This window comes from Nocardioides sp. NPDC004968 (assembly GCF_040608935.1).
In the GTDB taxonomy this organism is placed as follows: Bacteria; Actinomycetota; Actinomycetes; order Propionibacteriales; family Nocardioidaceae; genus Nocardioides.
This window is the reverse complement of the sequence record NZ_JBEXJF010000008.1, coordinates 168,920-191,491: the sequence shown is the minus strand read 5'-3', so window position 1 is coordinate 191,491 and position 22,572 is coordinate 168,920. Positions and strand designations below refer to the sequence as shown.

Annotated in this window: 21 protein-coding genes and 1 tRNA gene; 14 read left to right on the top strand and 8 right to left on the bottom strand. The window is 69.4% G+C overall.

All coding sequences use genetic code 11. The annotated features are described in order from the left end of the window. Positions 1 to 48 precede the first annotated feature (48 nt). Positions 49 to 3,795 carry a multifunctional oxoglutarate decarboxylase/oxoglutarate dehydrogenase thiamine pyrophosphate-binding subunit/dihydrolipoyllysine-residue succinyltransferase subunit gene (locus ABZU72_RS11765; RefSeq protein WP_355019029.1) on the bottom strand — a complete coding sequence of 1,249 codons (3,747 nt, stop codon included), beginning with the start codon at positions 3,793 to 3,795 and terminating at the stop codon, positions 49 to 51. A 220-nt stretch (positions 3,796 to 4,015) separates the two neighbouring features. Here ABZU72_RS11765 and ABZU72_RS11760 point away from each other — a divergent pair, with 220 nt between their 5' ends. After that, the gene (locus ABZU72_RS11760) at positions 4,016 to 4,681 is read left to right on the top strand and encodes a hypothetical protein (protein WP_355019028.1); all 666 of its coding nucleotides are present in this window, start codon (positions 4,016 to 4,018) and stop codon (positions 4,679 to 4,681) included. Continuing rightward, complete coding sequence (locus ABZU72_RS11755; protein ID WP_355019027.1) at positions 4,678 to 5,625, top strand: LCP family protein; 948 nt, start codon at positions 4,678 to 4,680, stop codon at positions 5,623 to 5,625. The genes ABZU72_RS11760 and ABZU72_RS11755 overlap by 4 nt, the downstream gene beginning before the upstream one ends. Before the next feature lie 12 nt (positions 5,626 to 5,637). Here the strand turns inward: ABZU72_RS11755 and ABZU72_RS11750 are convergent, their stop codons facing one another. Further along, positions 5,638 to 6,486 carry an alpha/beta fold hydrolase gene (locus tag ABZU72_RS11750; protein ID WP_355019026.1) on the bottom strand — a complete coding sequence of 283 codons (849 nt, stop codon included), beginning with the start codon at positions 6,484 to 6,486 and terminating at the stop codon, positions 5,638 to 5,640. Positions 6,487 to 6,537: 51 nt separating this feature from the next. Between ABZU72_RS11750 and ABZU72_RS11745 the strand changes: the two genes are divergently transcribed. After that, positions 6,538 to 7,299, top strand: a complete 762-nt coding sequence (locus tag ABZU72_RS11745; protein WP_355019025.1) for a lysophospholipid acyltransferase family protein — start codon at positions 6,538 to 6,540, stop codon at positions 7,297 to 7,299. A 31-nt stretch (positions 7,300 to 7,330) separates the two neighbouring features. Here ABZU72_RS11745 and ABZU72_RS11740 read toward each other — a convergent pair whose 3' ends face one another. The 3 genes from ABZU72_RS11740 to ABZU72_RS11730 are packed head-to-tail and all read right to left on the bottom strand — an operon-like array spanning position 7,331 to position 8,664. Then, complete coding sequence (locus tag ABZU72_RS11740; RefSeq protein WP_355019024.1) at positions 7,331 to 7,618, bottom strand: MazG-like family protein; 288 nt, start codon at positions 7,616 to 7,618, stop codon at positions 7,331 to 7,333. A 54-nt stretch (positions 7,619 to 7,672) separates the two neighbouring features. After that, entirely contained in the window at positions 7,673 to 8,020 is a 348-nt protein-coding gene (locus ABZU72_RS11735; protein WP_355019023.1) for a VOC family protein, read from the bottom strand. Positions 8,021 to 8,058: 38 nt separating this feature from the next. Then, positions 8,059 to 8,664, bottom strand: coding sequence for an acetoacetate decarboxylase family protein (locus ABZU72_RS11730; protein ID WP_355019022.1), 606 nt, complete (start codon positions 8,662 to 8,664; stop codon positions 8,059 to 8,061). A 106-nt stretch (positions 8,665 to 8,770) separates the two neighbouring features. Between ABZU72_RS11730 and ABZU72_RS11725 the strand changes: the two genes are divergently transcribed. Further along, positions 8,771 to 8,977 carry a DUF4287 domain-containing protein gene (locus ABZU72_RS11725; RefSeq protein ID WP_355019021.1) on the top strand — a complete coding sequence of 69 codons (207 nt, stop codon included), beginning with the start codon at positions 8,771 to 8,773 and terminating at the stop codon, positions 8,975 to 8,977. Between the two features lie 9 nt (positions 8,978 to 8,986). Here the strand turns inward: ABZU72_RS11725 and ABZU72_RS11720 are convergent, their stop codons facing one another. Together ABZU72_RS11720 and ABZU72_RS11715 are read right to left on the bottom strand one after the other, a co-directional pair. Then, a complete protein-coding gene (locus tag ABZU72_RS11720; RefSeq protein WP_355019020.1) occupies positions 8,987 to 9,655 on the bottom strand; it encodes an HAD-IA family hydrolase in 669 nt (222 codons plus the stop codon). Between the two features lie 91 nt (positions 9,656 to 9,746). Next, positions 9,747 to 9,819: transfer RNA gene (locus tag ABZU72_RS11715), tRNA-Arg, on the bottom strand. 86 nt (positions 9,820 to 9,905) lie between these two features. Here ABZU72_RS11715 and argS point away from each other — a divergent pair. Both argS and lysA read left to right on the top strand, forming a co-directional pair. Further along, entirely contained in the window at positions 9,906 to 11,570 is a 1,665-nt protein-coding gene (gene argS, locus ABZU72_RS11710; RefSeq protein WP_355019019.1) for an arginine--tRNA ligase, read from the top strand. After that, positions 11,570 to 12,955 carry a diaminopimelate decarboxylase gene (lysA, locus tag ABZU72_RS11705; protein WP_355019018.1) on the top strand — a complete coding sequence of 462 codons (1,386 nt, stop codon included), beginning with the start codon at positions 11,570 to 11,572 and terminating at the stop codon, positions 12,953 to 12,955. The genes argS and lysA overlap by 1 nt, the downstream gene beginning before the upstream one ends. Before the next feature lie 6 nt (positions 12,956 to 12,961). Here the strand turns inward: lysA and ABZU72_RS11700 are convergent, their stop codons facing one another. Beyond that, complete coding sequence (locus tag ABZU72_RS11700) at positions 12,962 to 13,534, bottom strand: hypothetical protein (protein ID WP_355019017.1); 573 nt, start codon at positions 13,532 to 13,534, stop codon at positions 12,962 to 12,964. 177 nt (positions 13,535 to 13,711) lie between these two features. Between ABZU72_RS11700 and ABZU72_RS11695 the strand changes: the two genes are divergently transcribed. From ABZU72_RS11695 to prfA, 8 genes are all read left to right on the top strand, one after another. Then, entirely contained in the window at positions 13,712 to 14,278 is a 567-nt protein-coding gene (locus tag ABZU72_RS11695; protein ID WP_355019016.1) for a hypothetical protein, read from the top strand. 70 nt (positions 14,279 to 14,348) lie between these two features. Further along, positions 14,349 to 15,293, top strand: coding sequence for a zinc-binding dehydrogenase (locus ABZU72_RS11690; protein ID WP_355019015.1), 945 nt, complete (start codon positions 14,349 to 14,351; stop codon positions 15,291 to 15,293). A gap of 75 nt (positions 15,294 to 15,368) precedes the next feature. Beyond that, positions 15,369 to 16,682: a homoserine dehydrogenase gene (locus tag ABZU72_RS11685; RefSeq protein ID WP_355019014.1), complete on the top strand. Its 1,314-nt coding sequence runs from the start codon at positions 15,369 to 15,371 to the stop codon at positions 16,680 to 16,682. After that, a complete protein-coding gene (thrC, locus tag ABZU72_RS11680; protein ID WP_355019013.1) occupies positions 16,682 to 17,749 on the top strand; it encodes a threonine synthase in 1,068 nt (355 codons plus the stop codon). The genes ABZU72_RS11685 and thrC overlap by 1 nt, the downstream gene beginning before the upstream one ends. 5 nt (positions 17,750 to 17,754) lie before the next feature. Then, on the top strand, positions 17,755 to 18,660 hold the full coding sequence (gene thrB, locus ABZU72_RS11675; protein WP_355019012.1) for a homoserine kinase: 906 nt from the start codon (positions 17,755 to 17,757) through the stop codon (positions 18,658 to 18,660). 213 nt (positions 18,661 to 18,873) lie between these two features. After that, positions 18,874 to 20,667 (top strand): transcription termination factor Rho, encoded by a 1,794-nt coding sequence (rho, locus tag ABZU72_RS11670; protein WP_355019011.1) that lies wholly within the window; start codon positions 18,874 to 18,876, stop codon positions 20,665 to 20,667. Positions 20,668 to 20,879: 212 nt separating this feature from the next. Next, positions 20,880 to 21,092: a 50S ribosomal protein L31 gene (gene rpmE / locus ABZU72_RS11665; protein WP_350832694.1), complete on the top strand. Its 213-nt coding sequence runs from the start codon at positions 20,880 to 20,882 to the stop codon at positions 21,090 to 21,092. A 160-nt stretch (positions 21,093 to 21,252) separates the two neighbouring features. Continuing rightward, entirely contained in the window at positions 21,253 to 22,332 is a 1,080-nt protein-coding gene (gene prfA, locus ABZU72_RS11660; RefSeq protein ID WP_355019010.1) for a peptide chain release factor 1, read from the top strand. Positions 22,333 to 22,572 lie beyond the last annotated feature (240 nt).

Below are 22,572 nucleotides of genomic sequence, written 5' to 3'. Positions count from 1 at the left end.
GTCGGCGCGTTAGAACGCGCCGACTCGGCATTGGGTTCGATCCGGGGATCAGGAGAAGGCGCGGTCGATGAGCTCCTTCTGCTCGACCGTGTGCCGCTTGATGGTGCCGACGGCGGTGGTCGAGGAGGCGGTGCGGGTGATCGGCTCGACCTCGCGGCCCAGCTCGGGGACCACGTTGAGGTAGTAGCTCGGCCACGGGCCCTGGTTGAAGGGCTCGTCCTGGACCCACTTGACCTTCGCGTTGGGGTACTTCGCGAGCTCGGTGGCGAGCTCGTCGGTCGGCCACGGGTAGAGCTGCTCGACGCGGACGATCGCGACGTCGTCGCGGTCCCGCTTCTTACGCTCGACCGTGAGGTCCCAGGTGAGGCGGCCGGAGACCAGCAGGACGGTGCTGACCTTCGCGGCGTCCGCCTCGGTGTCGGGGATGACCGGCTGGAACGAACCCGAGGTGAAGTCGGCCGGCTGGGAGGCGGCCTCCTTGCGGCGCAGCATCGACTTCGGGGTGAAGACGATCAGCGGCCGGTGCTCGGCGCCGAGGGTGTGCGTACGAAGCAGGTGGAAGTACGACGCCGGCGAGGACGGCTGCGCCACGACCATGGCCTCGTCGGCGCACAGCGTGAGGAACCGCTCGATGCGCGCCGAGGAGTGGTCGGCGCCCTGGCCCTCGTAGCCGTGCGGCAGCAGCAGCACGACACCGGAGTCCTGGCCCCACTTGGTCTTGCCCGCCGAGATGTACTCGTCGATCACCGACTGGGCGCCGTTGACGAAGTCACCGAACTGCGCCTCCCACAGGACCAGCGAGTCCGGCCGCGCGACCGAGTAGCCGTACTCGAAGCCGAGCGCGGCGTACTCCGAGAGGAGCGAGTCGTAGACGTAGAACTTCGCCTGGTCCTCGGTGAGGTTGTTGAGCGGCGTCCACTCGTCGGCGTTCTTGCGGTCGATCATGGTCGCGAAGCGCTGCACGAAGGTGCCGCGACGCGAGTCCTGACCGGCCAGACGCACCGGGCGTCCGTCCATCAGGAGCGACCCGAACGCCAGCGTCTCGCCCGTGCCCCAGTCGATGCCGCCGTCGGTGATCTGGGTCGCGCGACGCTGCAGCTGCGGCATCACCTTCGGGTGGACCGTGAAGCCCTCCGGCGGGGTGACGTACGAATCCGCGATCCGCTTCAGCACATCGTTGGTGATCGCGGTGACGGTCTCGCCGGCAGGCTTCTCGGGGTAGTCCGGGACGGTCTCCCAGGCCTGCGGCATCTTGTCGGCCTCGCGCACCTCGGTGAAGACCTGCTCCAGGCGAGCCTGGTAGGCGGCCAGCACCTGCTCCGCCTCCTCGATCGTGATGTCACCACGACCGATCAGCGACTCGGTGTAGAGCTTGCGGACCGAGCGCTTCTGCTCGATCAGGTCGTACATCATCGGCTGGGTGAACGACGGGTCGTCGCCCTCGTTGTGACCGCGGCGGCGGTAGCAGATGAGGTCGATGACGACGTCCTTGTTGAACGCCTGGCGGTACTCGAAGGCGAGCCGCGCGACGCGGACGCAGGCCTCCGGGTCGTCGCCGTTCACGTGGAAGATCGGCGCCTGCACCATCCGTGCGACGTCGGTGGCGTAGAGCGAGGAGCGGGAGGAGCCCGGCGAGGTGGTGAACCCGACCTGGTTGTTGATGACCAGGTGGACGGTGCCACCGGTGCGGTAGCCACGCAGCTGGGACAGGTTGAGCGTCTCCGCGACCACACCCTGGCCGGCGAAGGCGGCGTCACCGTGGACCAGCAGCGGCAGGACCGGGAAGACCGCGCCCTGGTCGAGCACGTCCTGCTTGGCGCGGGCGATGCCCTCCAGGACCGGGTCGACGGTCTCGAGGTGGGACGGGTTGGCGGCGACGGAGACCTTGATCGTGTCGCCCAGGTCGGAGAGGAACTCGCCCTCGGCACCGAGGTGGTACTTCACATCGCCGGAGCCCTGGACCGTGCGCGGGTCGATGTTGCCCTCGAACTCGCGGAAGATCTGGTTGTAGGACTTGCCGACGATGTTGGCGAGCACGTTGAGGCGGCCGCGGTGGGCCATGCCGATCGTGACCTCGTCCAGACCGGCCTCGGCGGCGGCCTCGCAGACCTCGTCGATGACCGGGATCGCGGTCTCGCCACCCTCGAGGGAGAACCGCTTCTGGCCGACGAACTTCGTCTGCAGGAAGGTCTCGAAGGCCTCGGCCTCGTTGAGCTTCGACAGGATCCGGAGCTGCTCCTGGCGCGGGGTCTTGTCGTAGGGCCGCTCGACGCGGTCCTGGATCCACCGGCGCTGCTCGGGGTCCTGGATGTGCATGTACTCGATGCCGGTGGTGCGGACGTAGGAGTCACGCAGGACACCGAGGATCTCGCGCAGCTTCATGAACGGCTTGCGGCCGCCGGCGAAGGAGCCGACCGGGAACTCACGGTCGAGGTCCCACAGGGTCAGCCCGTGCGACTCGATCTGCAGGTCGGGGTGCGAACGCTGCTTGTACTCCAGCGGGTCGGTGTCGGCCATCATGTGACCACGCACGCGGTGGGCGTGGATGATCTCGCCGACCTTGACCTGCTTGGAGATCTGGTCGTCGTGGGTGGTGTCGATGTCCTGGTTCCAGCGGATCGGCTCGTAGGGGATCCGCAGCGACGCGAAGATCTCGTCGTAGAAGTCGTTCTCACCGAGCAGGAGCCGGTGGACGGTGGCCAGGAACTCGCCGGACTGGGCGCCCTGGATGACCCGGTGGTCGTACGTCGAGGTCATCGTCATGATCCGCGAGACCGCGTTCTGGGCGAGCTTCGAGGGGGAGGCGCCCTGGAACTCGGGCGGGTAGTCCATCGAGCCGACACCGATGATCGCGGCCTGGCCCTGCATCAGCCGCGGCACCGAGTTGTTGGTGCCGATGCCGCCGACGTTGGTCAGGCTGACCGTGGTGCCGGAGTAGTCGGCCATGGACAGCTTGTTGTCCTTGGCCTTGCGGACGATGTCCTCGTACGCGGTCCAGAAGCCGGCGAAGTCCATCAGCTCGCAGCCCTTGATGGAGGGTGCGACCAGCTGGCGGGTGCCGTCCTTCTTCTGCTGGTCGATGGCCAGACCGAGGTTGATGTGCGGCGGGGTCACCTGGGTCGGCTTGCCGTCGACCTCGGCGTAGGTGTTGTTCATCGCCGGCATCGCCTTGATCGCCTTGATGATGGCGTAGCCGATGAGGTGGGTGAAGGAGACCTTGCCACCGCGAGCGCGCTTGAGGTGGTTGTTGATGACCGTGCGGTTGTCCCACAGCAGCTTGACCGGCATGTTGCGCACGGAGGTCGCGGTCGGCACCGCGAGCGACACGTCCATGTTCTTGGCCGTGGCGGCGGGGATGCCGCGAAGGGTGGTGTAGGTCGGCTCGTCGGTGACGGCGACTGCGGTCGGCTTCGGGGCGTCCTTGGGAGTGGGCGTCGCGGTGCCCTTGGCCGGCTCGGCGGCCTGCGCGGCGGGGCGCGGCTTCGCCTTGGGGGCCGGAGCCGCCTTGGCGGCCGGCGCCTCAGCGGAGGCGGGGGTGGTCGGCGCGGGCGCGGTGGCCGGCGCGGGGGAGACCGGAGCCTTGGCTGCGGGCGCGGCGGCGGGCGTCGCCGGGGCGGCGGTGCCGTTCGGCGACGCGCCAGGCTGTCCGTTGGTCTCGAAGAACTTCACCCACACGGGGTCAACACTGCTGGGATCCTTCGTGTACTGGTCGTACATCTCCTCGACCAGCCACTCGTTGGCGCCGAATTCCGCTGGGATGTCGGCAGTGTTGGGGGACGGGGTGCCTGAGGACACGGCTTGATTCGCCTCTTCCGAATTTTCGCACTGTAAGAAATGGGTTGCCCACGGGCAAGGCTATCCCCCCGAACACGCAAATGCCCGGCGCAGGTTCTCCCTGTGGACAGGATGTAATCCGTCCCACATCTTGCGTTACCGACCGGGTGTACGCGCAACCCGGGTCGGTGTGCGTACAGTGGCCCGGTCCCGGAGCAGGTCTATGAGGCGGATTCCCCACATGACGAGCAGCAGTACGAGGCGCCTTTCGCGCGTCGCAACGGCACTCACGGCGGCGGCCCTGAGCAGCACCTTGGCACTCACCGGATGCGGTGGCGAGCCCGACAAGAAGGCCGCCTCGCCGTCCCCGTCGCCGACCCCGGCGGCCACGGTGAAGTCGGCCGCGAAGCTCGTCCACGTGCAGGGCAAGTTCCCCAAGAGCCGGCACCAGGCGGTCTCCACCAACGTGGCCAAGGTCGTCGACCGGTGGCTGCAGGCTGCGTACGTCGGGGGTGACTACCCGCGCGCGACCTCGACCTTCACCGCGAAGTCCTTTCCGGGCTTCTCCAAGGTCACGATCGCCCAGGCGGGCAAGCAGATGACCCAGATGAGCAACGCCACGATCGCTCCTCACATCGACGGGGTCGAGGTCGTCGCCAGCGACGTCCACGTCGATCTGCTGGCCAACAACAACTACCCGGTCGGCGCCGTCGCCCGAGTGCGGCTGGTCTACGACACCACGGGGGACCGGGAGTCACGCCAGACCGTCCGCGGCACCCTGGACATGGTGCCGACCAAGACCTCCTGGGCCGTCTTCGGCTTCAACGTCACCCGCGAGGAGAAGCTGGCGCTGGACCCGTCCTCGGCGCCGTCCGCCTCGCCGAGCCCCTCGGGAGACAAGTCATGAGCCGCATCACGATGCTCGTACGCCGCCGCCTCCTGACCACGTTCGCGCTGGGCGTCGTGCTCGCGCTGACCGCGGTCCTGGTGCCTGACGCCGAGGTTGCCGAGCCGCGCGCGGAGCTGATCGCGACCAAGTGGGCCAAGGGTCTCGACGTTGCCAAGTTCACCCGCAAGGGCGGCACGATCTGGGTCCTCGCTGTCGGTTCGGACGCCCGCCCCGGCCAGAAGGTCACCCGCAGCCGCGGCGACGCGCTGCACCTGATCGGCTTCAACCCGTCGTCGGGCTATGCGACCGACATCAGCATCCCGCGCGACTCCTACGTCAACATCCCCGGCCACGGGCGCGACAAGATCAACTCGGCGCTGCTCTACGGCGGCCCGAAGCTGATGGGCCGCGCCGTCGGCAACCTGGTCGGCGTACAGCCGCAGTACGTCTTCGTCACCTCCTTCTCCGGCATGAGCGACATGGTGATCGGGATCGGCGGCGTCGACGTCGACAACCCGCGTGCCTTCAGCGATCCGTACGTCGCGCGCTACGGCTTCAAGAAGGGCCGGATCCACATCAGCGGCCCGCACTCGGTCGACTTCGCGCGGGCCCGCAAGACGCTGCCCGGCGGTGACTTCGACCGCTCGGCCAACCAGTCCCGCGTCATCCGCGGCATCCACCGCAAGATCGTCGCCCGGCAGTACGACATCGGCTTCAAGGCCAAGGGCGTCTCGCTGGTGATGAAGAAGATGCACACCACCGGCCTCTCCGGCCGCGACCTCTACCAGCTCGCCAATGCCGTCGCCGCGATCAACCCGGGCAAGATCCGCACCTGCGTCGTTCCCGGTGGGATCGGCAACGCCGGCGCTGCCAGCGTCGTCTTCCCCAACGTCGGGGCGGCCCGGGCGATGGGCAACGACGCGCGCAACGACGGCCGGCTCAACCGCGGCTGCCGCGGCTGAGTGACGGCTGAGTCACTGGTGCGCGGCGACGAAGTCGCGCACCAACGGGGCGATCCGCTCGGGATGATCGGCGACCACCCAGTGTGAGCCGGCGACCTCGCGGACCGTCAGGTCCGCGACGTACGGCTGCGGGGCCTCGGTCGCCAGCGCCCGGCTGACGTAGACGTCGCCGGTCGGGGCGATGACCTGGACCGGGACGGTGACCGGTCGTGGCTGAGGGTGCCCCATCCGGGCGATCGCGTTGGCGCGGTAGAGCTCGAGGCCGTTGATCCGGTCGGCCTGGGTGCGGTCCACGGCCGAGCCGCCGACGATCCGGTCGAGGAACCCGGAGCGCCACGCGAGCTCGGGTAGCAGCGGGGCTTGGAAGAACCCGATGTAGGTCGACTCGGCGCCCTGCTTGAGACGCTCGAGGACGCCGCGGGCGGTCCGTGCCGGCGTACGCAGCCAGGCCCCGGTCTGGTCGAGGCTCGGCCCCGAGATCGAGGTGAACGACGCGATCCGCTCGGATGGCACGTTGCCGGCGACCGCCTCCCACGTCTGGGTCGAGCCCCAGTCGTGGGCGAGCAGGTGCACCGGCGTCGACGGGCTGACCGCGTCGATGACGGACTGCAGATCCGCGTTGAGCTGCTCGATCAGATAGCCCTCGCGCTTGGCTGGTGCCTGCGAGCTGCCGTGGCCGCGTACGTCGTAGGTCACGATCCGCAGCTCGCTGCCGAGGATCCTCACCAACGGAAGCCAGACGCTGGCGTTGTCGGGGTAGCCGTGGACGCAGACCAGCGTCGGGCGGGTGTCGCCGGGAGACCCGAAGTCGGTGACGGCCAGTCGGAGCCCGTCGGTGGTCGTCACGTAAAGGGTGCTCACACCGGCGAGGCTAGTCGGGCGGCGTTCAAGCCGACGTGACACGATTCGCCCATGGACATCAGCTATCCGGTCACGATCGCCGCGGCTCGCACCTGGTTCAAGCTCGGCGACATCAAGATCAACATGACCGGCGCGGAGCACATCCCCGAGTCGGGCGGTGCCCTGCTGGCGGTCAACCACCTCTCCTTCGTCGACTACGTCATGGCCGGGTTCCCCGGGGCGGAGCGCGGCCGGCTGACCCGGTTCATCGCCAAGAAGGAGGTCTTCGACCACCCCGTCGGCGGCCCGGTGATGCGCTCGTTCCACCACATCCCGATCGACCGCAGCTACGGCGCGGCCGGGATGAAGAAGGCCGTCGAGTACCTCCAGGACGGTGAGGTCGTCGGCATCTTCCCCGAGGCCACGATCTCGCGCTCGTTCCTGATCAAGGACCTCAAGACCGGCACCGTACGCATCGCCGCCGACGCCGGGGTCCCGCTGATCCCCGTCGTGCTGTGGGGCACCCAGCGGATCATGACCAAGGGTCAGAAGGTCGACCTGTCGCGTCACAAGACGATCGGGATCGAGATCGGCCCGCCGCTGCCGGTGACCGGGGAGGACCCTGCCGCCGAGACCGCTGCGCTCAAGGCGCAGATGGAGGCCATGCTCGACCGGCTGATCAAGGCGCACCCCGCCGAGGAGCAGCCCCCGGGCTCGTGGTGGCTGCCGAAGGCGTACGGCGGCTCGGCCCCCACGCTCGAGGAGGCCGAGGCGATGTACGCCGAGGAGCGCAGGCTTCGCGCTCAGCGGAAGGCCGCGAAGCGGAAGTCCTGACGACTCTCCTGAGCTTGTCGAAGGGCTCGACCTAGGTCGGAGCGCCGGCGCGCTCGGCGCCGGCCATGTGCTCGACCGCGGTCATCGCAACATCGAGGAGCCCATCGACGACGTCGTCGTAGCCGTGGGTGTTGCCCACGAATGGATTCAGTCGGGGATCCTGGCCGGTGGCTCCGATGATTGCGGCGATGGCTTCGCCTGCCTCTTCGGTCACCTTCGCGACTCTCCCCCAGAGAACGGCTTCGGCGTCGCGATCGCCCTGGGACTCATCGAGCCACCGGGACAGATACGCGAGCAGAGCCGGCGTAGCGTCGGTCATGCGGTCGGAGTCTAGGGCGGTCCGGGTAATCCGGTCGAGCCTTAGGTATCGGGGCTATTCAGCGGGCTGGTAGACCCCGAGTCGATTTCCGGACGGGTCGGTGAAGATGAACCGACGCCCGCCGGGGTAGTCGTAGGGCGCTTCGGTGATCGTGCCGCCGGCCTTCTCGACGGCCGCCACCGCGGCTTCCAGGTCGGCCGTGCGGATCAACGGAAGCGGGGCGACGGGGGTCTCGGAGGCGTACATCCCGCCGTTCTCGTCCTTGCCGTCGGGCCCGACGATCCCGGCGTACATCCCGCCGTAGTCGTTGAAGGACCACCCGAAGGCGGACTCGTAGAACGTGCGGGAGCTCGGGAGGTCGGTGACCGCGAGCTCGAGGTAGTCGATGTGGTGTGCATTCATGCCCATCGACGCTACTCGCGACCACCGACACTCCTGGGTCAGCCGAAGTCGATCTCGAAGCCCTTGCCGCGGAAGGAGCCGAGCTTGGTGGCGTCGCGGAGGTAGGCGAGCGGGCCGTCGGGGTCGAAGACCCAGGTGCCGTGCGCGGGCAGGAGCTTGGCGCGGCCCTTCATGGTGAGCCAGGCGGTGTCGGGGTGCTCCTCGATGCCGGGCTGCTCGACGTTGCCCTGCATCGGCACGCGCGGGGCGAGCTGGGTGATGTCGTTGAACTTCGCCGTCGCGATCGGACCGTCGTCGGAGCTCGCCTCCCAGGTGTGGGTCGCCAGCGGCCCCTTGGTGGACGAACCTCCGCTGAACTTGGCCAACCCCTTCGGGATCGCCCACAACGTACGCCCGCCGGCCACGGAGTCGGGGGAGTCCACCCAGATGTCGACGACGCTCACCGCCTTCTTCCCGTTGGACGCGGTGATCACCCGGGCGGAGAGGAGCTCGTGGTAGGTCAGCGGGCTCGGCTCGGTGTAGTCGACCAGAGCGACCGCGTAGATGCCCTTCGGGCGCAGCTCGTCGACGTCGTGGGCGAGCCGGTAGACCGAGAGCCACATCGATCCGTGCATGTGCCAAGGGGCTGGGGGATAGCTGGTCACGTGGGTCTCCCGAATTTCTGTTGTGGACCGTGTCGAAGCGGTCATGCTCGGTTCGACGCGTAGGCGTGTGGCGATCGTCGCCACGCTTTACCCAAGGAGACCAGAGATGACCGACCAGGTGAAGGGCCCCGCCGCCTACTTCCCGTCCATCGAGAAGAAGTACGGCCGCCCGATCGCGGAGTGGCAGCAGATCATCCGCGACAGCGGGATCACCAAGCACATGGAGCTCGTGACGCACCTGAAGACCGAGTACGCCCTCGGGCACGGTCACGCCAACGCCCTCGTCGCGCACACGCTCGCCGAGGGTCTGTGAGCGAGCAGATCAGAGATGGACGCCGCGGGCGGCCAGCTGTTCGATGAGGGCGGCCTGCCCGGCGTGCTCGGCTCGCGCCGCACTGGCCGAAGCCGTGAGCTCGTCGCCGACGTCGGAGGTCCAGTGGATCGCCGGCATGCCTGTCGATCGAGCGGACTCGACGTTCTTGGCGCTGTCGTCGATGAACAGGATCTCACCCGGCTCGGCTCCGATGCGGTCGGCCGCTCGGTGGAAGAAGGCTGGGTCGGGCTTGGCCACACCGAGCTCGTAGGAGTAGCAGCTCACGTCGAAGAGGTCGTCGTAGCCGAGGGTGGCGCGCATGAAGTTGCTCCGGTGTGGGGCCTGGTTCGTGCCGAGGTGCACGCCATAGCCGGCGGCTCGCAGGCGGTGTACGACATCGGCCGTCGCCACGACCGTCTCGGCCGAGCTCCACACCGCGGCGTAGACCTCCCCGGCGGAAGCCGACGACCCGTGCTCCACGAGCAAGCCCTCCAGCGCCGCCAGGAAGTCGACATCACCGCCGGTGAGCAGGGGCAGCTCCAACGCCCAGGCGGCTCGGAGGAAGCTCTCCGAGCTCTCACCGAGGAACGGTTCCGCCGCGGCGTACCAACCTCCGGGGAGATGCTGGAGGACGCCGTCGGCATCGAAGAGGACATGGCGTACGTCTGTGGGGTTCATATCGCCGACAGCGTGGCAGGAACTGGCGTCGTCCGCCGTCCGTTTTCGGCTGAAATGAGAGAAACCGCTGGTCACCCAGCGGTCTCATCTGTGCCCCCGGCAGGAATCGAACCTGCGGCCTACGGTACCGGAAACCGGCGCTCTATCCCCTGAGCTACGGAGGCGATGCACTGCTCGAGCAGTGCGAATGGAACCCTACAGGCTGGGACGGATAACGGTGAAACCGACTGGCGCTTATACGCTGGACCACGTGACTCCTGAGCAGCTTTCCACCGCGGTCGTCGATGTCCTCACCGCGCTCGTCGATGAGGGTGCGATCACCCTTCCCGACGGCGTTCCGAGCACTGTCACGGTGGAGCGACCCCGGCAGAAGGGGCACGGCGACTACGCCACCAACGTGGCGCTGCAGCTGGCCAAGAAGGCGGGGATGAACCCGCGTGCGCTGGGCGAGCAGGTTGCCGAGAAGCTGAAGGCGACCGACGGGATCGCGGACGTCGAGATCGCCGGTCCGGGCTTCCTGAACATCTCCGTCGAGGCCGGTGCCCAGGGCAAGGTGGCGGGCGAGATCGTCGCCGCCGGGGCCGCGTACGGCAACAACGAGGCCTTCAAGGGCCACAACATCAACCTGGAGTTCGTCTCCGCCAACCCGACCGGCCCGCTGCACCTCGGTGGTGTCCGCTGGGCCGCGGTCGGGGACGCGCTCGGTCGTGTCCTGGAGGCGTCCGGCGCCGAGGTCACCCGGGAGTACTACTTCAACGACCACGGCGGCCAGATCGACCGCTTCGCGCGCTCGCTCCTGGCGTGGGCCCAGGGCCAGCCGGTGCCCGAGGACGGCTACGGCGGGGCGTACATCGAGGAGATCGCCAAGCAGGTCCTCGCCAAGGAGCCGAACGCGCTCGAGAGCGACGACCCGCAGGAGGTCTTCCGGTCGATCGGCGTGGAGCTGATGTTCGCCGAGATCAAGCAGAGCCTGCACGACTTCAACGTCGACTTCGACGTCTACTTCCACGAGGACAACCTCCACAAGTCCGGAGCCGTGGAGCGCGCCATCGAGAAGCTCCGCGAGCTCGGCAACGTCTACGAGAAGGACGGCGCGATCTGGCTGGCGACCGAGAAGTTCGGTGACGACAAGGACCGCGTCGTCATCAAGGCCGACGGCAACGGGGCCTACTTCTCCGGCGACCTCGCCTACTACCTCGACAAGCGCGAGCGCGGCTTCGACCGGTGCTTCATCATGCTGGGTGCCGACCACCACGGCTACGTCGGCCGGATGATGGCGATGTGCGCCGCCTTCGGCGACACGCCCCACGAGAACCTCGAGATCCTGATCGGCCAGATGGTCAACCTCCTCAGGGACGGCCAGCCGATGCGGATGTCGAAGCGTGCCGGCACCGTGGTCACCATCGACGACATCGTCGAGGCGATCGGGGTGGACGCGGCCCGCTACGCGCTGGCGCGCTACTCCAGCGACTCCAACATCGACATCGACCTCGACCTGTGGGCCAAGGCCGACAGCGCCAACCCGGTCTACTACGTGCAGTACGTCCACGCGCGCACCTGCCGGATGATGGCCAACGCGGCCGACCTGGGCATGCAGATCGACCTCGACACCTTCGAGCCGGCGCTGCTCACCCACGAGCGCGAGGGCGAGCTGCTGCGTGCGCTGGCCGAGCTGCCTCGCGTGGTCGCGACCGCCGCCGAGCTGCGCGAGCCGCACCGCGTCGCCCGCTACCTCGAGGACACCGCCGGGATCTTCCACCGCTGGTACGACGATGACGACTGCCGGATGCTGCCCAAGGGCGACGAGCCGGTCGCGCCCATCAACCTGGCCCGGCTGGCACTCGTCTCCGCCGCCCGCACCGTCTTCGCCAACGGCCTCGGTCTGCTCGGCGTCTCGGCCCCGGAGCGTATGTGATGTCGTCCCACGCATCGCCGGGTTCGTTCACCGGAACCTCCCCGGTATGGCTGAAGACCCCCGACGACGTCAACGCCCTCGTGCCGGCGCTGTGGTCGGCGACGGCCGAGAAGACCGACGGTGTCCTCACCGTCGGGGGTGTCGCGGTGCCCGACCTGGTCGCGAACATCAACACCCCTGCGTACGTCCTGGACGAGGCCGACTTCCGCGAGCGCGCCCGCGCGTTCCGTGACGCCTTCACGGGCTATGACGTCTATTACGCCGGCAAGGCGTTCCTGTGCACCGAGGTGGCGCGCTGGGTGGCGCAGGAGGGGCTCTGCCTCGACGTCTGCTCCAACGGTGAGCTCTCGGTCGCGCTGCGTGCCGAGGTCGACCCGGCGAAGATCGGCTACCACGGCAACAACAAGACCCCGATGGAGCTGCGCCGGGCGATCGTCGCGGGCGTCGGACGGATCATCGTCGACTCCTTCGACGAGGTCGAGCGGGTCGCCGCGATCGCCGCCGAGACCGGCATCACCGCCCGGGTGATGGTGCGGGTGACTGCCGGCGTCGAGGCCCACACCCACGAATACATCGCCACCGCCCACGAGGACCAGAAGTTCGGCTTCTCGATCTCCTCCGGCGACGCCTTCGAGGCCGTACGCCGGCTGCTGGAGGCCCCGAACGTCGAGATGCGCGGGCTCCACTCCCACATCGGCTCCCAGATCTTCGACTCCTCCGGCTTCGAGGTCGCCACCCGGCGGGTGCTCGCGCTGCAGGCGCGGATCCGGGACGAGCTCGGCACCGAGCTTCCCGAGATGGACCTCGGTGGTGGCTTCGGCATCGCCTACACCACCCAGGACGACCCCTCGACGCCCAAGGCCCTGGCCGAGGAGCTCACCGCGATCGTCGAGCACGAGTGCCGTGGCTTCGGCCTCGCGGTGCCGCACCTCTCGATCGAGCCGGGCCGCGCCATCGTGGGCCCCTCGATGTGCACCGTCTACACGGTCGGCACGGTCAAGGAGGTCGCCCTCGACGGCGGCGTCACCCGCACCTATGTGAGCGTCGACGGCGGGATGAGCGACAACATCCGCACGGCTCTCTACGACGCCGACTACTCCGCCACCCTCGCCGGCCGGTCCTCGTCCGCCGGGCCCGTGCTCGGCCGCGTCGTCGGCAAGCACTGCGAGGCCGGCGACATCGTGGTCAAGCACGAGTTCCTGCCTGCCGACATCGCTCCCGGCGACCTGATCGCGGTCCCCGGCACCGGCGCCTACGGGCGCTCGATGGCCTCCAACTACAACCACGCCCTGCGGCCGCCGGTCGTCGCGGTCCGCGACGGTGAGTCCCGGGTGATCGTCCGGCGCGAGACCGAGGACGACCTCTTCGCGACCGATCTCGGCTGATCGGGCTCACGCCCGCAAGGCCCGGAGGACCGCGCGGCCGCGCGGTGAGAGGCGGTAGCCGACGGGGAGGGACTCGGTGAGACCGAGCTCCTTGAGCCGGCGGATGTCGGACTTGAACGGCTTCTTCTCCCGCCCGATCGAGGCCGCGATGGTCTCGGCCAGCTCACCGGGCCGAGCCTCGATGAGCTCGAGGTGCTCCCGCGTCCACGGGCCGCGGCGGCCGCGCCGGTCCATGTCGGCCAGCTTCGCGACCAGCGCGGCGGTCTCGGTCTTTCCCGGGCGCTTGGTACGCAGCGCGACCCGCTCGTCCTCGCCGGCGTAGCGCATCTCGATCCGGTAGACCTCGCCGTCCTTGCGGGACAGGAAGGCGAGCAGGTCGTCCAGGGTCGTGCCGGCCCGGCGGGCGTCCTCGTCGGTCAGCGTGTCGCAGGACACCGGCGAGACGGAGACGAACTCGACCACGCCCATCCGGGTGCGCTGGCGGCCGCCGGCGACATGCATCGGACGTTTCCAGCGGCGGAAGGCGAGGTCGACCTCGCCGGTGCGGATGCGTTCGAGGTCGGCGTTGGGGAACAGCACGCACCCATCAAACCGCGTGGCGTACGAAATTCGGTTTCGCCTTCCCGAAATCCCTGGGTCCGTGAGCCTACGATGGGGCGCATGCCGAGGGGGGTCTACTCAGAGAGACCGCTCGCGACGCCGTCCCAGGTGCCGCGAGCGTCTGTCGCCCGGCTGACGAAGGAGCGGCGGGACAGCGTGTCCCGAGCGGCCCAGACCTTCGGCTGGACGGTGGTGACCGGCAAGGCTGCCGCGCAGCGGCCGGTGCGGTGGGAGGTGCTGGGGCCGGACGTACGCGCCGAGCGCTGCGACCTCGTCGTCGACGGCACCTGCGACGGGATCCTGGTCGAGTACTGGCACGGCAAGGCGTCCCCCGGGAAGGGGCCCTGGCGTCCGGCGCGCTGGGTGGTGGTGCGGGTCCCCGCCCACCTGCCGAAGACGGCCGCGATGATCGGGCTCTCGCCGGGTTCGGGCAACACCGGCACCGGCCGGGTGCCCACGCCGATCTTCTTCCCGCCGGAGTTCCGCGCCAAGACCAACGTGACCACCCCCGACGGTGCCGTCATCGCCGCCGACGAGGAGCATGCACGCTCGCTGTCCCGGTTCGCCAGCCACGTGGTCGACGAGCGGCTGTGGGTGGTCGCCCGCAACGACGCCATCACCGTCACCACCGACGTGGAGCCGGATGCGGAGGAGCTGCTCCGTCGCGTACGTCTGGCGCGCGATGTCGCCGCGGTGCTGCGGCCGATCCCGGAGCTCGCCTGACGGTTGAACTGATCCAAGGCTTGGGGAAAGCCCTTGACCTCAAGTGAGCTTGAGCATGTTGACTCGAGTCATGCGAGCGATCAGACAGCACGAGTTCGGCGGCCCGGAGGTCCTGCGACTCGAGGAGGTGCCCGACCCGACACCAGGTCCGGGCCAGGTACGCATCAGGGTGGAGGCCGCGGGCATCCACCGTCTCGACACCTCGATCCGAGCGGGCGACCTGCCGCCGACGATGCCGCGACCGGAGCTCCCGATGACTCCTGGCCGCGAGGTCGCCGGCGTGGTCGACGAGCTCGGTGAGGGCGTCGACGAGACCTGGCGGGGCGCGAGGGTCGTCGCGCATCTCGGTCCGGGAAGCAGCGGCGGCTACGCCGAGCTCGCGGTCGCCGACGAGACCCAGCTCTACCGACGTCCCGACGGGCTGGAGTCGGCCGAGGCCGTGGCTGCGATCGGTACCGGCCGCACCTCGGCCGCGGTGCTAGAGGCCGCCCAGATCACGCCCGACGACGTCGTCGTGGTCACCTCGGCCGCCGGTGGCATGGGCGCGATCCTGCTCCAGGGCATCCGCAACGCGGGCGCCCGCGCGGTCGGGCTCGCGGGCTCGGACGCCAAGCTCGAGATCGCCCGCGGCTTCGGCGCGCAGACCGCGATCGACTACCGCACGGACGGCTGGCTCGAGCGGCTTCGCGCCGAGGAGCCCCGGATCACGGTCCTCCTCGACGGGCTCGGCGGTGCCGTACCCAGGCAGGTCTACGCCCACCTCGAGCCGGACGGGCGGATGGTCAGATTCTCCGGCGACCAGGACGGCTACGAAGGCGCCGCGAAGATCATCGACATCCTCGGCCCCTGGGTCCAGGGCCGGATCAAGGAGTTCGAGCAGGCCTCGCTCGAGGCCGCCGCGGACGGCTCGCGCGCGCCGTACGTCGGCTCCGCCTTCCCGCTGGCCGATGCGGCGGCTGCCCATCGTGCGCTCGAGGCCCGGGAGACCACCGGCAAGGTCGTACTGCTGACCTGAGCCGAAACCCGGCGGAGGTGTCCGCGCCTAGAGCGGAAGTCGGACCCCGGAGCCTGTCCCGGATACCCTTGGCGCGTGAGCAGCAACAAGACGACCGCGCACGCCGTCGATCCCTTGGGCGTCGCCGTCCTCGGCTGCGGTGTGGTGGGGTCCCAGGTGGTCCGGCTCCTGCTCGAGGGCGATGCGGATCTCGCCGCCAGAGTGGGTGCGCCGCTGGAGATCAGGGGCGTGGCCGTACGCCGCCTCGACGCCCCGCGCGACGTCGAGGTGCCCGCGGAGCTGCTCACCACGGATGCCCAGGGCCTGGTCGCCCGCGACGACGTCGACCTCGTGGTCGAGGTGATCGGCGGCATCGAGCCGGCCCGCGGTCTCATTCTCGAGGCGCTGGAGAGCGGCGCCAGCGTCGTCACCGCCAACAAGGCGCTGCTCGCCGAGGACGGCCCGACGCTCTACGAGGCCGCCGAGAAGGCCGGCACCGACCTCTACTACGAGGCCGCGGTCGCCGGCGCGATCCCGATCCTGCGCCCCCTGCGCGACTCGCTCGTCGGCGACCACGTCACCAAGGTGATGGGCATCGTCAACGGCACCACCAACTACATCCTCGACAAGATGGACACCTACGGTGCCGGCTTCGAGGAGGCCCTCGCCGAGGCCCAGGAGCTGGGCTACGCCGAGGCCGACCCGACCGCCGACGTCGAGGGCTTCGACGCCGCCGCCAAGGCCGCCATCCTGGCGAGCCTCGCCTTCCACACCCGGGTGACCGCCAGCGACGTCTACCGCGAGGGCATCACCGAGGTGACCGCCGGCGACGTCGCCTCGGCCAAGGCCATGGGCAGCGTCGTCAAGCTCCTCGCGATCGCCGAGCTCGAGGACGACGACGTCTCGGTGCGAGTCCACCCGGTGATGATCCCGCGCACCCACGCGCTGGCGACCGTACGCGGCGCCTACAACGCCGTCTTCGTCGAGTCCGCCTCGGCCGGCGACCTGATGTTCTACGGCCAGGGCGCGGGCGGGGATCCCACCGCGAGCGCCGTCCTGGGCGACCTGGTCACGATCGCCCGCAACAAGGTCCTCGGCGCCCGTGCCTTCGGCGAGTCCGCCTACGCCGACCGCGCGGTGCGCCCGATGGGCGAGACCGTCACCCGCTACCACGTCAGCCTCGACGTGGCTGACAAGGCCGGCGTGCTCGCCGCCGTCGCGACCGCCTTCTCCGAGCACGGCGTCTCGATCAAGGCCGTACGCCAAGAAGGCAGGGGAGAGGACGCCCAGCTCGTCGTCGTCTCCCACGAGGCCCCCGATGCCGCGCTCGCGGCGACCGTGCAGCACCTGCGCGAGATGGAGTACGTCCGCGACGTCGCCTCGGTGATGCGCGTAGAAGGAGCAGTTTGATGACCACTAGCCAATGGCGCGGTGTGATCGAGGAGTATCGAACCCTCCTCGACATCCCCCAGGACACCCCGGCGGTCACGCTCGGTGAGGGCGGCACCCCGCTGGTCCACTCCGAGTGGCTCTCCGGTGCCACCAAGGGTGAGGTGTGGCTGAAGGTCGAGGGCCAGAACCCGACCGGCTCGTTCAAGGACCGCGGTATGACGGCGGCGATCTCCGTCGCCGTCCACGAGGGCGCCAAGGCAGTGGTCTGCGCCTCGACCGGCAACACGTCGGCCTCGATGGCCGCCTACGCCGCCAAGGCCGGGATCACCCCGGTCGTGCTCGTCCCCAACGGCAAGATCAGTGCCGCCAAGATGGCCCAGGCGCTGGTCCACGGCGCCGAGGTGGTCAAGGTACGCGGCAACTTCGACGACTGCCTCAAGCTCTCCCGCGCCCTCGCCGACAGCTACCCGGTTGCGCTGGTCAACTCCGTCAACCCGGTCCGTCTCGAGGGCCAGAAGACGGCGTCTTTCGAGGTCGTCGACCGCCTGGGCGACGCCCCCGACTACCACCTCATGCCCATCGGCAACGCCGGCAACCTCTCCGCCTACTGGCTCGGCTACGAGCAGTACGCAGCGGCCGGCCACGCCACCAAGACCCCGGTCATGCGCGCCTTCCAGGCCGAGGGCGCCGCGCCGCTCGTGCTCGGCCACCCCGTCGAGCACCCCGAGACCAAGGCGACCGCGATCCGCATCGGCAACCCGGCCTCGTGGCAGCTCGCCGAGGCCGCGGCCGCCAAGTCCGGTGGCCGCTTCCGCGCCCTCTCCGACGACCAGATCCTCTCCGCCCAGTCGCTGCTCGCCCGCAACGACGGCGTCTTCGTCGAGCCCGCCTCGGCGGCCGGTGTCGCCGGGCTCCTCGCCGACCTCGAGGCGGGGGAGACCTACGCCGGAGCCACCACGGTCATCACCGTCACCGGCCACGGCCTCAAGGACACCGCCACCGCGCTGGAGTTCTTCGGTGAGCTGCCCGAGATCATCATCGACGCCGATCTCGAGGCCGCGGCGGCCGCAGCCGGGCTCGTGTAGAACCGATGACGTTCGTAGAAGGCCCGGTGACCGTCACCGTCCCGGCCACCTCCGCCAACCTCGGCCCCGGCTACGACTCGCTGGGGCTGGCGCTCGACCTGCGTGACGAGCTCACCGGCGAGGTCGTGCCGGGCGGGACGTTGGAGGTCACCGTCGAGGGTGCGGGTGAGGGCACGGTCCCGCTCGACGAGTCCCACCTCGTCGTACGCTCCATGCGGGCCGCCTTCGAGATCATCGGCAAGCAGCCGGCAGGTCTGCGGCTGCACTGCCGCAACCGGATCCCGCACGCGCGTGGCCTGGGCTCGTCCTCGGCCGCGATCATCGGCGGCCTCGTGCTCGCTCGGGCCCTGGTCGCCGGGGGAGAGCTGATCCTCGACGACGACACCCTGTTCCAGAAAGCCGCCGAGATCGAGGGCCACCCCGACAACGTGGCCCCCGCCTTCCACGGCGGCTTCACGATCGCGGGCGACGACGACGGCTTCTTTGCTGTTCGCACCGCCGTCGACCCGAGGGTCAGCGTCGTGGTCTTCGTTCCCGCGACCGGCGTCGAGACCAAGGCCGCCCGGGGGCTGCTGCCCGACACCGTCCCGCACTCCGACGCGGCGGCCGATGCGGGGCGTACGGCCCTGCTGGTCGCTGCTTTGAGCGATGCGCCCGAACACCTGCACCGCGCCACCCGCGACTTCCTGCACCAGGAGTACCGCCGACCCGCCATGCCGGAGTCGCTCGCCCTGGTCGACGAGCTGCGCGCCGACGGCGTCGCTGCGATCGTCTCCGGCGCCGGGCCCACGGTCCTGGCGTTCAGCAGCGGGGTCGAGTCCGCCGAGACCACCAAGCTCGCCGCCCGCTGTCCCGAGGGCTGGGCGTGTCATGCGCTGAGCGTCGACATGGACGGCGTACGCATCCTCTGACCCGCGTTCCGGGCCCCTGCTGTGAGGGGTGCCATGCGTGTTAGCCTGGGGATACATCCGTTGGGCCGTTCAGGCCCGCGGAAGTGCTATCCCCCTTTCGTGCCGTGCCACTTCGTTTGGCGCGCATCGGTGCGTCAGGGGTTCTGACAAACGAGCCGTCGGCGTCGTACGCCGATCGGCGATACGTGGGAAAGGACTCACGTGACTGAAACCATGGAATCCACTGCGCCGGAGCCGAACGGAGCCCCGAAGAAGCGCGGTGGCCTTGGCGGAATGCTCCTCGCCGATCTCAAGGCGATGGCGAACGGTATGGGTATCACCGGGGCGAACTCGATGAAGAAGGCCCAGCTGATCGACGCGATCAAGGCTGCACAGAGCAGCCGCGCGCAGTCGGCGCCGACGGAGCGGGCCGAGAAGCCTGCCGCCGCCGAGAAGCCTGTTGCCGAGAAGCCTGCCGCTGAGAAGCCTGCGGAGAAGATCGCAGAGAAGCCGGCCGAGAAGCCCGCGGAGAAGTCCGCCGAGGCTGCTGACGCCGGTAACGAGGGCACCCAGCGCCCGCGTCGCCAGCGCAACCAGAACCAGAACAAGAGCGGCGGCCAGGGCCAGGGCGGTCAGAGTGGCCAGGGCGGTCAGAGTGGCCAGGGCGGTCAGTCCGGTCAGTCCGGTCAGCCCGCCGGTGGTGGCCAGAGCAAGGGTCCGGCCAAGGCCGGCCAGCCTGCCGCCGAGAAGAAGAACGAGGACGCCCAGAGGGAGCGGCCGGCCGACTCGGCCGACGACGCGGGCGATGACGACGGCGAGGGTGGCAGCCGCCGCAACCGCCGCCGCCGTGGCCGCGACCGTGACCGCAACCGCCCGGGCCGCGGCGAGCCGGACACGACCGTCCTCGAGGACGACGTGCTCGTGCCTGCGGCGGGCATCCTGGACGTACTCGACAACTACGCCTTCGTCCGCACCTCGGGCTACCTGCCCGGACCGGACGACGTCTACCTCTCCCTGTCGCTGGTCAAGCGCCTCGGCCTGCGCCGTGGCGACGCGATCGTCGGCCAGGTGCGGCAGCCCCGCGAGGGCGAGCGCAAGGAGAAGTACAACCCGATGGTGCGCATCGACTCGGTCAACGGTGCCGACCCCGAGGTCGCCAGGCACCGCGTCGAGTTCGACAAGCTCGCCCCGGTCCACCCCGACCAGCGGCTCCGCCTCGAGGGCGGCTCCGACCCGGTCACCGGCCGGATCATCGACCTGATCTCGCCGATCGGCAAGGGCCAGCGGGGCCTGATCGCCTCGCCGTCCAAGGCGGGCAAGACGACCGTCCTGCAGGCGATCGCCGGGGCGATCACCGCCAACAACCCCGAGTGCCACCTGATGGTGGTGCTCGTCGACGAGCGCCCGGAGGAGGTCACCGACTTCGAGCGCAGCGTCAAGGGCGAGGTCATCGCCTCCACCTTCGACCGTCAGCCCGCCGACCACACCGTGGTCGCCGAGCTGGCCATCGAGCGGGCCAAGCGCCTGGTCGAGCTCGGCCACGACGTGGTCGTCCTGCTCGACGGGCTGACCCGCCTGGGCAAGGCGTACAACCTCTCCGTCCCGGCGTCGGGCCGCATCCTCGGTGGCGGCGTCGACTCCGCGGCGCTCTACCCGACCAAGCGGTTCTTCGGTGCGGCCCGCAACGTCGAGGACGGCGGCTCGCTGACCATCCTGGCCACGGCTGCGGTTGAGACCGGTTCCAAGACCGACGAGATCATCTTCGATGCGTTCAAGGACACCGCCAACTCCGAGCTGCGCCTGAGCGAGGAGTACGCCGAGGCCGGGATCTTCCCCGCCGTCGACGTCAACGCCTCCGGCACCCGCCGCGACGACCTGCTCTTCGCCGGTGGCGAGGGCGACGCGGTCCGCAAGCTGCGCGCCTCGCTGGCCACGCTCGACGGTGCCAAGGCCGCCTCGGTCCTGGTCGACAAGGTCACCGGGTCCGCCACCAACATGGTGCTGCTCAACGAGGTCGCCAAGAGCTGAGACGACCGTAGCGAGGTCGAGCGGCGAGCTTGCTCGTCCGCTCGCGCCGAGCGAGGGAGTGACCGCGCGAAGCGCGGAGTGCGATGTGCGTCCTGGGGCCGCCGGGAATTATTGGCGGCCCCAGGCGTTCACATACACTGAATCCTCGGTGCCGGTTCACGTCCCGCAACCTGCGGTGGCGACCCGGAACCCAATGTCTTGAGAGGAACCTCATGAAGACCGACATCCACCCGACTTACGTCGAGACCCAGGTCACCTGCACCTGCGGAAACTCGTTCACCACCCGCAGCACCGTGGCCGAGGGCGCCATCCGCGCCGACGTGTGCTCCAACTGCCACCCGTTCTACACGGGCAAGCAGAAGATCCTCGACACCGGCGGTCGCGTGGCTCGCTTCGAGGCTCGCTTCGGCAAGCGCAACAAGTAGCTCTCAACGCGCCGGCCCCCACATGTTCGTGGGGGCCGGCGCGGCGCATTTCATCGAACTTATCGGGCAATTCCTGCACTTCCGGGGTGTTGCAACGCCCGAGAAGTGCAGGAATACCCGGTTAACCGGGTATTCCTTCCAAGCGAGAAGCGAGGCGGAGATGTCACAGTTTGAAGCGGTCGAAGGGCTGATCGAGGAGCACGAGGGCCTCGAGAAGCGGCTTGCCGAGCCCGAGACCCACGCCGACGCGCGCCTGGCGAAGAAGCTCAACCAGCGGTACGCCGAGCTGAGCTCGATCATCGACGCCTACCACTCCTGGCAGCAGCTCGGTGACGACATCGAGGCCGCCCGCGAGCTGGCGGGGGAGGACCCCGCGTTCGCCGAGGAGGCCGACGCGCTGGTGCCGCAGCGCGAGGAGGCCGAGGAGCGGCTGCGTCGCCTGCTCGTGCCCCGCGACCCGACCGACGACAAGGACGCCATTCTCGAGGTGAAGTCGGGGGAGGGTGGTGAGGAGTCGGCGCTGTTCGCCGGCGACCTGCTGCGGATGTACACCCGCTATGCCGAGCGTCAGGGCTGGAAGCTCGAGTTCCTCGACGCCAACGAGTCCGACCTCGGCGGCTACAAGTCGGTCACCGTCGCGGTGAAGGCGAAGGGGACCTCCGAGCCCGGCCGGGCGCCCTATGCTCTGCTCAAGTTCGAGGGTGGCGTACACCGTGTCCAGCGGGTGCCGGTCACCGAGTCGCAGGGCCGCGTCCACACCTCGGCCGCCGGTGTCCTGGTGGTTCCCGAGGCCGAGCCCATCGATGTCGAGATCAACGACAACGACCTCCGCATCGACGTCTACCGCTCTTCGGGCCCCGGCGGCCAGTCGGTCAACACCACCGACTCGGCGGTCCGGATCACCCACATCCCCACCGGCATCGTCGTCTCGATGCAGAACGAGAAGTCGCAGCTGCAGAACAAGGAGCAGGCCATGCGCGTGCTCCGCTCGCGCCTGCTCCAGGCGGCCCAGGACGCTGCCGACGCGGAAGCCTCCGACGCCCGCCGCTCCCAGGTGCGCACCGTCGACCGCTCCGAGCGCATCCGCACCTACAACTTCCCGGAGAACCGCATCTCCGACCACCGCACCGGCTACAAGTCCTACAACCTCGACCATGTCCTCGACGGCGACCTGGAGCCGGTGATCGGCAGCGCCGTGGACGCCGACCTGGCGGCCCGCCTGGCCTCGCTCGACTCCTGAGGCCCGTCACAAACTCGAAGGACGCAGTCACCGAGTGACTGCGACCTTCGAGTGTTTGGCGGTGCGGATCAGGCGTTGGCCTTCTTCTTGAAGCCCACGACGAAACCGGCGGCCTCGGCGGAGGCCTCGCTGTCGAACCAGACCTCGGGCTGGGTCCGCTTGAAGGCCGTGCTCGCGGAGGTGTGGTAGCGCTTCGCGCCGTCCTTGCGGATGTTGCCCTTCACGACGTACGCCGGGTGC